At 43.2% G+C, this 8,548-nt stretch carries 9 protein-coding genes; 6 read left to right on the forward strand and 3 right to left on the reverse strand.

Features of this window, described 5'->3' with window-relative positions:
- Window positions 1-7: 7 nt before the first annotated feature.
- A complete protein-coding gene (locus tag ABMY41_RS05590) occupies window positions 8-607 on the reverse strand; it encodes a TIGR04211 family SH3 domain-containing protein (protein WP_054560918.1) in 600 nt (199 codons plus the stop codon).
- 213 nt (window positions 608-820) lie between these two features.
- Here ABMY41_RS05590 and ABMY41_RS05595 point away from each other — a divergent pair, with 213 nt between their 5' ends.
- From ABMY41_RS05595 to ABMY41_RS05605, 3 genes are all read left to right on the forward strand, one after another.
- Complete coding sequence (locus tag ABMY41_RS05595) at window positions 821-2,341, forward strand: CYTH domain-containing protein (protein WP_349274308.1); 1,521 nt, start codon at window positions 821-823, stop codon at window positions 2,339-2,341.
- A 37-nt stretch (window positions 2,342-2,378) separates the two neighbouring features.
- A complete protein-coding gene (locus tag ABMY41_RS05600; protein ID WP_349274309.1) occupies window positions 2,379-2,987 on the forward strand; it encodes an START domain-containing protein in 609 nt (202 codons plus the stop codon).
- Window positions 2,988-3,066: 79 nt separating this feature from the next.
- Entirely contained in the window at window positions 3,067-3,471 is a 405-nt protein-coding gene (locus tag ABMY41_RS05605; protein WP_054560915.1) for a diacylglycerol kinase, read from the forward strand.
- Between the two features lie 52 nt (window positions 3,472-3,523).
- On the opposite strand, the gene metK is transcribed toward ABMY41_RS05605, so the two are convergent.
- Window positions 3,524-4,675, reverse strand: a complete 1,152-nt coding sequence (metK, locus tag ABMY41_RS05610; RefSeq protein ID WP_054551125.1) for a methionine adenosyltransferase — start codon at window positions 4,673-4,675, stop codon at window positions 3,524-3,526.
- Between the two features lie 266 nt (window positions 4,676-4,941).
- Here metK and tkt point away from each other — a divergent pair, with 266 nt between their 5' ends.
- The 3 genes from tkt (at window position 4,942) to raiA (ending at window position 8,218) form a co-directional block, all read left to right on the forward strand.
- Window positions 4,942-6,933, forward strand: a complete 1,992-nt coding sequence (tkt, locus tag ABMY41_RS05615) for a transketolase (RefSeq protein ID WP_349274310.1) — start codon at window positions 4,942-4,944, stop codon at window positions 6,931-6,933.
- Window positions 6,934-7,367: 434 nt separating this feature from the next.
- Complete coding sequence (locus ABMY41_RS05620; protein ID WP_054551131.1) at window positions 7,368-7,679, forward strand: pyrimidine/purine nucleoside phosphorylase; 312 nt, start codon at window positions 7,368-7,370, stop codon at window positions 7,677-7,679.
- A gap of 182 nt (window positions 7,680-7,861) precedes the next feature.
- Window positions 7,862-8,218 (forward strand): ribosome-associated translation inhibitor RaiA, encoded by a 357-nt coding sequence (gene raiA, locus ABMY41_RS05625; RefSeq protein ID WP_054551132.1) that lies wholly within the window; start codon window positions 7,862-7,864, stop codon window positions 8,216-8,218.
- A 234-nt stretch (window positions 8,219-8,452) separates the two neighbouring features.
- On the opposite strand, the gene ABMY41_RS05630 is transcribed toward raiA, so the two are convergent.
- On the reverse strand, window positions 8,453-8,548 hold a 96-nt coding region (locus tag ABMY41_RS05630), incomplete at its 5' end, for an IS3 family transposase (protein ID WP_328250129.1).

Consider the following 8,548-nt stretch of genomic DNA (forward strand, 5'->3'; position numbering starts at 1 on the left):
TAGTGGCTTATGCCCAGCCGTCGTAACGTTTACGGCGAGATAACACCACGGTTAAGATAATACCTAACAGTAAGCCGATAAATGCAATTGCGCCGCCATATGTCAGTAGCTGACGCTTCTCTTTAGCACTGGCTGTTTGCTTTGCATTGCGCTCAGACTCAATGGTGTTCTTAAGTGTTTCGATTTGCTTGCTAAGAGCTAGGTTTTGCTCTGTTAGTGATTTGTTCTGCTCTTGTAGTTGTGGCAACTCAATTTCAGCTTGGCGAAGCTGTTCTTGCATTACCGTCATGTCGTTATTCAGCGCTTGAAACTGTTGTTGAATACCCGCGTTTTCAGTAACAAATTTTGACTCTACCCAACCTTCACGATCTTTATCATCACGAATTTTAAAGTAGCCATTATCTTCACCTGACAACAACACAACTTGCGTACCAGCATCAACTGAACCCAAAATGCGGTAGTTTTTGCTTGGGCCTGAGTGCATAAAGGTATACAGGTTATCGACTATGTATGCGGTGTTTTGGCTGTCGCTGCTTGGTGCTTCTTCTGCGTAGCTAATAAAAGAGGTGGCCGCAAGGAGCAACCCAAAAATACACTGTTTTAACATCAATCTACCTTGTTAATGTGATCTTGCCTAGAAGTGGCTAAATTTATAATTTCTTTATGTATAGAGATAGTAGGGATTTCAACTATTAATAGCAAGGCTGATATTGTAATCCGTGCGTGAGCTTAACCGTAAAAAACAGGAAAAAATTTGCATTAACAGTCTGCTTTGTTTATTTTGATCACTTATTTATTTTAAATGTACTCCGCAAAGCGAATGGATACTGAGATAGAACTGAAGTTTTTGGTGTCAGATGCCGTTGTTCCACTGATCCCCGCATTAATTACCCAATTTGCAAAAACCGTTACTAACAAACCGTCACGCAATTTACAAAATGCTTATTACGATACGCCAAGCCGAGAATTACGTGCTTTAGATATTGGCCTTCGTACTCGCTGTTGTGATGGTGAGTGTGAACAAACTATCAAGCTTGCTGGCGAAGTGGTTGGCGGCTTACATCAGCGCCCAGAATACAACTTACCACTGTCAGGTAACCGCCCCGATTTACTCGCATTTGATGCTGCTATTTGGCCGCATGGCATGCAAGTGTCTGGTATTGCAGAAAACCTATACCCAATTTTTAGCACTAACTTTATACGCCGTACTTGGTTACTCGAAACCGAAAATGGCGCAAAAATTGAAGTGGTGTTAGACAAAGGTGAAGTTGCTGCGTCGGGTCAGGTTGAGCCAATCTCTGAACTTGAAATCGAACTGATTGAAGGTAGTCGTAATGAGTTGTTTGCTTTGGCAGATAAACTGGTTAGTGAAAGCCAAGTTCGCTTAGGGCTTTATTCTAAAGCTGCTCGAGGTTACCGTCTTGCAGATGACAAACCATTAAAAGCAAGCAAATCAATTGGTTTTGTGCCACTAAAACGTGGTGCAACCCAAGAACAAGCTTTAGTAGAAAGCATTAACTACGCGATTCGCTTTGTACAAAAACATGAAGCCTGCTACTTCATAAAACCAAGCTTAAAAACCCTTAAGCGTGTCACCGACGGTATTCGTTTAATTCGTCATACATTTTGGCTGTTTGACGATATTGTTAGTAAAGACGATACCGACTCATTGCGTACAGAGTTAAAGTGGTTATTGAGCGAATTAGCGTGGGTTGAAAATGCTATTCAGCTAAAAACCTACACATCTAAGCGCCACGCATACTACAAAAAAATCAACAGTGCGCCTGAGCTCACTCAAGTTATTAATGACTTAAAAGAGTTACAGCCAAGTATTGAAGATATCGAAACTCTTTTTCATAGCACCCGATACAACCGCTTATTGTTACAATTAACAACCTGGTTAATTGAAAAACAGTGGCGCAAATCATGGGGGCAAGCTGAGTTTCAGGCAGCAGAAAAACCAGTTGCCGATATTGCTAAGCGTTTATTTGCTAAAGATTGGCACGACATGCACGAGCTTATTCCTGAGCAGCAAGTGTTTACAGATAAAGACTATTTGGCACTACGCACCCGTCTTGAAAACTCATTACTCAGCGGCAACTGCTTAGGTGCCTTGTTCGATAAAGAAGACAGAAATGAGTTCCGTATGCCGTGGGTTGATATCTCCCATGGTATTTATGAGTTAAGCACTCTTGAGTACTTAAAGCAGTTATGCGCAGGGCAAGACGACTTAGAGCTGACAAAAATTCAATCATGGCTTGATCAAAAGTCAGAGTTTTTGGTTAGTGCGATGGAGCAAAGTCGCCACGCGTCATTTAATACAGACCCTTATTGGTTTTAAATAAATGCGCTTGTGCCTATGGATAGGGTTAGCATGTTTGAGTCTCGCGGCAGTAGCTAACCCTATTGAATGGCAAACCTACAAACAGCAAAACGGCATAAAGGTTAGCTATAAAAAGCACGAAACTGGTATTTTAGAAATTAATGCTTCTGTGCTGGTAAAAAATGCCAAGGCCAGTGATTTTATGGCATTGCTCAGTGATACCGACAACGCCGCAAACTGGCTCGAAAATGTCAAAAGCGTGACGCTAATGGAGCGCTTAAGCCCTTCAGAAACCCTTGTTTATACCCACTTTAACTCGCCTTGGCCGGTATCAGATAGAGATTTAGTCAGTTATTCTTGTTATCGGGCATTAGATGAGCACAAAACTGAGTTACAAATCAAAAGTCAGCCTTATGCAAAAGCCGAAGTCTCTGGCGTTGTACGTATTGAGGACCTCACCGCTTATTGGCGTTTAGAGCAGCAACAAAGTAATTTGTTGGTCAGCCATCAAGCCTATGCTGATCCAAGTGGTTCCATTCCGCATTGGTTAAGTAACAAGGTTTCGCTAAAAAGCGTTTATAAAACGCTACAAGCACTGAGAGAACAATTAACTAACAATCAGTTTTCCCGCGCAAACACCAGCAGCATTCCAGGTGATTGCTAGTTTTTAATCAAGCGTATTTGGGTGACAGAGTAAGAATTTATCATTATGATCAGGCTAATTCTGAGCGGGTAGGTAAAAAATGAAAGAACCAAAAATTCCCCTAGTTAATAAGCCAAATGGTATTGGCTTTGGGCGTATTTTAAAAGCAACCAAGTGTTCTATTAAAGGCTTTAAAGCGGCATTTAAAGAAGAGTCGGCATTTCGTTCTGAAATCTATTTAGGGGTGTGTTTATTACCCTTGTCAGTGGTTCTTGCGCAGTCATTAAATCATTGGTTAGTGTTGTTTATTCCTTACTTGTTATTATTAATTGTTGAGTTACTGAACTCGTCGATAGAAGCGCTCACTGACCGAGTAGGGATTGAGTATCATGTATTATCGGGACGAGCTAAAGATATGGCTTCTGCGGCAGTGACATTGAGCTTGCTAATTCTAGCCTTAGTTTGGGGTGTCGCAGTTTACGAAAAGATAGTTACCTACCTTTAAATCAGACACAAAAAAAGCGCCAAAAGGCGCTTTTTTCATTTTATCTAACCTATTACAGGCCAGCAGCTGCGCGAAGTGCGTCTGCTTTGTCTGTACGCTCCCAAGGGAACTCATCACGACCGAAGTGACCGTATGCCGCAGTCGGTTGATAGATAGGACGCTCAAGATCAAGCATTTGGATTAAGCCGTAAGGGCGTAGGTCGAAGTGCTCACGTACTAATTCGATTAGACGCGCTTCTTCTAATTTACCTGTACCAAATGTCTCGATGCTGATAGATGTTGGCTCTGCAACACCGATAGCGTAAGAAACTTGTAGCTCACATTTGTCAGCAAGGCCTGCAGCAACCACGTTTTTAGCAACGTAACGAGCAGCATATGCAGCTGAACGGTCAACTTTTGATGGATCTTTACCAGAGAAAGCACCACCACCGTGACGAGCCATACCACCGTATGTATCAACGATGATTTTACGACCTGTAAGACCACAGTCACCCATTGGGCCACCGATTACGAAACGGCCAGTTGGGTTGATGAAGAACTTAGTTGCGCTTGAGATTAGCTCTGCAGGAAGAACCGGCTTAATGATCGTTTCCATTACCGCTTCAACTAAGTCGTTTTGTGAGATTGAATCACAGTGTTGAGTTGAAAGAACAACGGCATCAATACCAACAGGCTTGCCATTTTCGTATGCAAACGTTACTTGAGATTTTGCATCTGGGCGTAACCAGTTAAGCTCACCGCTTTTACGAACTTCAGCTTGGCGCTGAACTAGACGGTGCGAATAAGTGATTGGTGCAGGCATTAAAACGTCAGTTTCATTACATGCGTAACCGAACATTAGACCTTGGTCACCAGCGCCTTGCTCTTCAGGGCGAGCACGGTCAACACCTTGGTTGATGTCTGGAGATTGTTTACCGATAGTGTTTAGGATTGCACAAGAGTCAGCATCGAAACCCATGTCTGAGTGCGTGTAACCGATTTCACGTACTGTTTTACGTGTGATTTCTTCGATATCAACCCAAGCGCTAGTTGTGATTTCACCACCAACCATCACCATACCGGTCTTAACGTAAGTCTCACATGCAACACGGGCATGAGAATCTTGCTCAAGGATAGCATCTAGAACCGCGTCAGAGATTTGGTCCGCGATTTTATCCGGATGACCTTCAGAAACAGATTCAGAAGTAAATAAATGTTTTGCCATTGTATTTCTGCTCACAAATATTGCGCTTCACAAACGTCGGTAATAGCGCTAAAAAATTAAGGGGCGTATTTTATCTAAAACAAATATGTTTGCATAGTAATTTTACGCCTAGACGTCTATTTAAAATTACTAATAACGTATTGTTCTTAACAAACGCCCATAATTGGTGCATTTAATGCGGATTTTTAATTGCACTGTACCCTTACAATAAGTAAGAATGGGGCTTCATAAACAACCAGCGCAAATACATAAAGGTAGGAGAATTCATGCCATCACGCAAAGAACTTGCAAATGCTATTCGCGTCTTATCAATGGACGCAGTACAACAGGCCAAATCTGGTCACCCTGGCGCCCCTATGGGCATGGCAGATATCGCAGAGGTACTATGGCGCGATTATCTAAAGCACAATCCAACGAATCCAGAGTGGGCAGACCGAGATCGATTTATTCTTTCTAACGGCCACGGTTCAATGCTGATCTATTCTCTACTGCACTTAAGTGGCTATGACTTACCACTAGAGGAAATTAAAAACTTCCGCCAAATGCACTCAAAAACACCAGGTCACCCAGAGTATGGATATGCACCAGGTATTGAGACTACTACGGGTCCATTAGGTCAAGGGATCACAAATGCAGTGGGCATGGCAATTGCCGAAAAAGCGCTAGCTGCACAGTTTAACCGTGAAGGCCACGATATTGTTGATCACTTCACGTATGCATTCATGGGCGATGGCTGTTTAATGGAAGGTATTTCACACGAAGCCTGTTCATTAGCCGGTACATTAGGCCTAGGTAAACTAGTTGCATTTTGGGATGACAACGGCATCTCAATTGATGGTGAAGTAGAAGGTTGGTTCAGCGATGACACACCAGCGCGCTTCAAAGCATATGGCTGGCACGTAGTAAGCGATGTTGATGGTCATAACCCTGATGCAATTCGCGCCGCTATCGAAGAAGCGCGTAGCATCACTGATAAGCCATCATTAATCTGCTGTAAAACAGTGATTGGTTACGGTTCACCTAACAAATCAGGTAGCCATGACTGTCACGGTGCACCACTAGGTGAAGACGAAATCAAAGCATCTCGTGAGTTCCTAGGTTGGACTGGCGATGCATTTGAAATCCCAGCTGATATCTACAGCGAGTGGGATGGCAAAGAAAAAGGTAAGCAACTAGAAGCAAGCTGGGACGAAAAGTTTGCCGCTTACGCAAGTGCACACCCTGAACTTGCTGCTGAGTTTAAACGCCGTACAAATGGTGAGTTACCAGCTGATTGGGCTGAAAAGTCACAAGCCTACATTGAAGAGCTACAAGCAAACCCAGCAAACCCAGCAACACGTAAAGCATCACAAAATGCATTAAACGCGTTTGGTCCGTTACTACCAGAATTCATGGGTGGCTCTGCTGACCTTGCAGGTTCTAACTTAACACTTTGGGATGGCTCAAAAGGCCTAGAAGCAAACGATGCAAGCGGTAACTACATTTTCTACGGTGTACGTGAATTTGGTATGTCAGCGATTATGAATGGTATTGCATTGCACAAAGGCTTTATTCCTTACGGTGCTACCTTCTTAATGTTCATGGAATACGCACGTAACGCAGTACGTATGGCGGCATTAATGAAGCAGCCAAGCATCTTCGTTTACACGCACGATTCAATTGGTCTAGGTGAAGATGGTCCGACGCACCAACCAGTAGAGCAAATCGCAAGCATGCGTTTGACGCCTAACCTAGTGAACTGGCGCCCATGTGACCAAGTTGAGTCAGCGATTGCATGGCAACAAGCAATTGAGCGTAAAGATGGCCCAACATCACTGATTTTCACTCGCCAAGGCCTTGAGCAACAAACGCGTACTGCACAGCAGTTAGCCGATGTGAAAAAAGGTGGTTACGTACTTAGCTGTGACGGTGAGCCAGAGCTTATCCTTATTGCAACAGGTTCTGAAGTACAGCTTGCACAAGATGCCGCTGCAGAACTTCGTTCACAAGGTAAAAAAGTACGCGTGGTATCTATGCCTTCAACTGATTTATTTGATGAGCAAGACTCTGCGTATAAAGAAAGCGTATTACCAGCAAGCGTTACACGCCGCGTAGCAATCGAAGCGGGCATCGCAGACTACTGGTACAAATACGTAGGTCTAAACGGCGCAGTAGTTGGTATGACGACCTTCGGTGAGTCAGCACCTGCAGGCGAGTTATTCAAGCACTTTGGTTTCACTGTTGAAAACATCGTAAACAAAGCAAACGCCTTGTTCTAAGCTTTAGCCGCTAAAATTTAAAAGCCTGCCCTGTAAAACCACAGCGCGGGCTTTTTTATGCCCCCGTAGGTTGGGTAGAACGGAGTGAAACCCAACACATTCGCAGCTTTCAGCCGTCAGTCATCAGTTTTAAAAACCCCTCACCGTAGGCGTGAAATTTATTTCGCGTGAAAAGTTATGCTTTTTGGTTGAATACCAGAAGTCAGATTTTGCCTTGTTAGTTAATTGAAAGGGCTTCATTTTCTTTCTTCGTTATCTAACTCATTGATAAACGAATCAAGTTCATAATCCGCAATTCCACTATTTTCACCTTCGGCTTAAAACTGACAGCTTACAGCTAGCCCGACTTGATTATTTCTCACCCAGCTCCCCTTGAATGCTAAACCGACAACTGGCACTGTCTGTAACTTAATAATAAAACAGCAGGAGTGAGGATGTCTCAGTTTGATAATGTAAGTGTGCTGAAAAAAGCCAATGTGTATTTTGACGGTAAAGTGTCTAGCCGTACTGTGGTATTTGCTGATGGCAGCACGAAGACGTTAGGCTTTATGCAACCGGGTGAGTTTGAGTTTGCTACGAGCAAAAAAGAGTTGATGGAGCTTAACGGTGGCAGTTGGCAAGTGCTATTACCCGGTGAGAGCGAATGGCAAACAATGCAAGCTGGAGAGTCATTTACCGTTGATGCAAATGTTACCTTTCTAGTAAAGGTCAGCGAATTTGCTGATTACTGTTGTTCGTATAGTTAATGAGTAGTTGTTAACCTCTCTGAAAAGCCCGTGTAATGCGGGCTTTTGCATATTTTATCCGCAACGCATGATCTAAATCATCTGTGGTTACAATCAATTACTAATTATCTGCAATTTTCGCTTGTGTTAATTCAATTCGCCCCCAATACTAACTGTGAGGTAACAAGAAAAAAGGATACCCTATGAAGATTAATATTTCTGGTCATCATGTTGACGTTACTGAGGCTGTTAGAGCTCATATCAACGAGAAGTTCTCGAAAATTGCTAGCCATTTTCCATCATTAATATCACTCGATATTATTCTTTCAAAAGAACACAATAAGTATCAGGCTGAGATTAGTACAACCTATGAAGGCGCACGTTTATCAGTAAAAGCTGAAGATGATGTAATGTACCCAGCTATCGCAGGTGCTGCTAAAAAACTAGATGCATCACTTAAACATCGTAAAGGGCAAATGAAAGCCAAACTACACGAAAAGCCGGTCAGTACTACACCGGAAATTGCCCACGAAATCATTCAGGAAATGAACCTGAGCTAATTACAGAGCACTAGCCTAAGCGGCTAGACTTAAACTAAACCTGAAAAAGCCAACCGTTGCGAAACGCTTGGCTTTTTTGGTTTTAATATTTAACTATCAGCCGTCAGCCGTCAGCCGTCAGCCGTCAGCCGTCAGCCGTCAGCCGTCAGCCGTCAGCCGTCAGCCGTCAGCCGTCAGCCGTCAGCCGTCAGCTGTCAGATTTATGATCTGACCCCGATAAAGTAGACACGGGGTTTAATTAACTTGTTCGTACTGCATGGGACTTTTATACCCTAGGGTGCCATGCCTTCTTACTGAGTTGTAGTATTTTTCAATATAAAAATACGTTTG

Origin of the sequence: Pseudoalteromonas sp. BZA4 (genome assembly GCF_040104395.1) — a bacterium.
In the GTDB taxonomy this organism is placed as follows: Bacteria; Pseudomonadota; Gammaproteobacteria; order Enterobacterales; family Alteromonadaceae; genus Pseudoalteromonas.

Excerpts from the sequence above, each read along its gene's own strand:
- raiA (WP_054551132.1), top strand. The coding sequence starts at position 7,862 with ATGAAGATTAATATTTCTGGTCATCATGTTGACGTTACTGAGGCTGTT.
- ABMY41_RS05620 (WP_054551131.1), top strand. The coding sequence starts at position 7,368 with ATGTCTCAGTTTGATAATGTAAGTGTGCTGAAAAAAGCCAATGTGTAT.
- ABMY41_RS05590 (WP_054560918.1), bottom strand. The coding sequence starts at position 607 with ATGTTAAAACAGTGTATTTTTGGGTTGCTCCTTGCGGCCACCTCTTTT.
- ABMY41_RS05595 (WP_349274308.1), top strand. The coding sequence starts at position 821 with ATGGATACTGAGATAGAACTGAAGTTTTTGGTGTCAGATGCCGTTGTT.
- ABMY41_RS05605 (WP_054560915.1), top strand. The coding sequence starts at position 3,067 with ATGAAAGAACCAAAAATTCCCCTAGTTAATAAGCCAAATGGTATTGGC.
- tkt (WP_349274310.1), top strand. The coding sequence starts at position 4,942 with ATGCCATCACGCAAAGAACTTGCAAATGCTATTCGCGTCTTATCAATG.
- metK (WP_054551125.1), bottom strand. The coding sequence starts at position 4,675 with ATGGCAAAACATTTATTTACTTCTGAATCTGTTTCTGAAGGTCATCCG.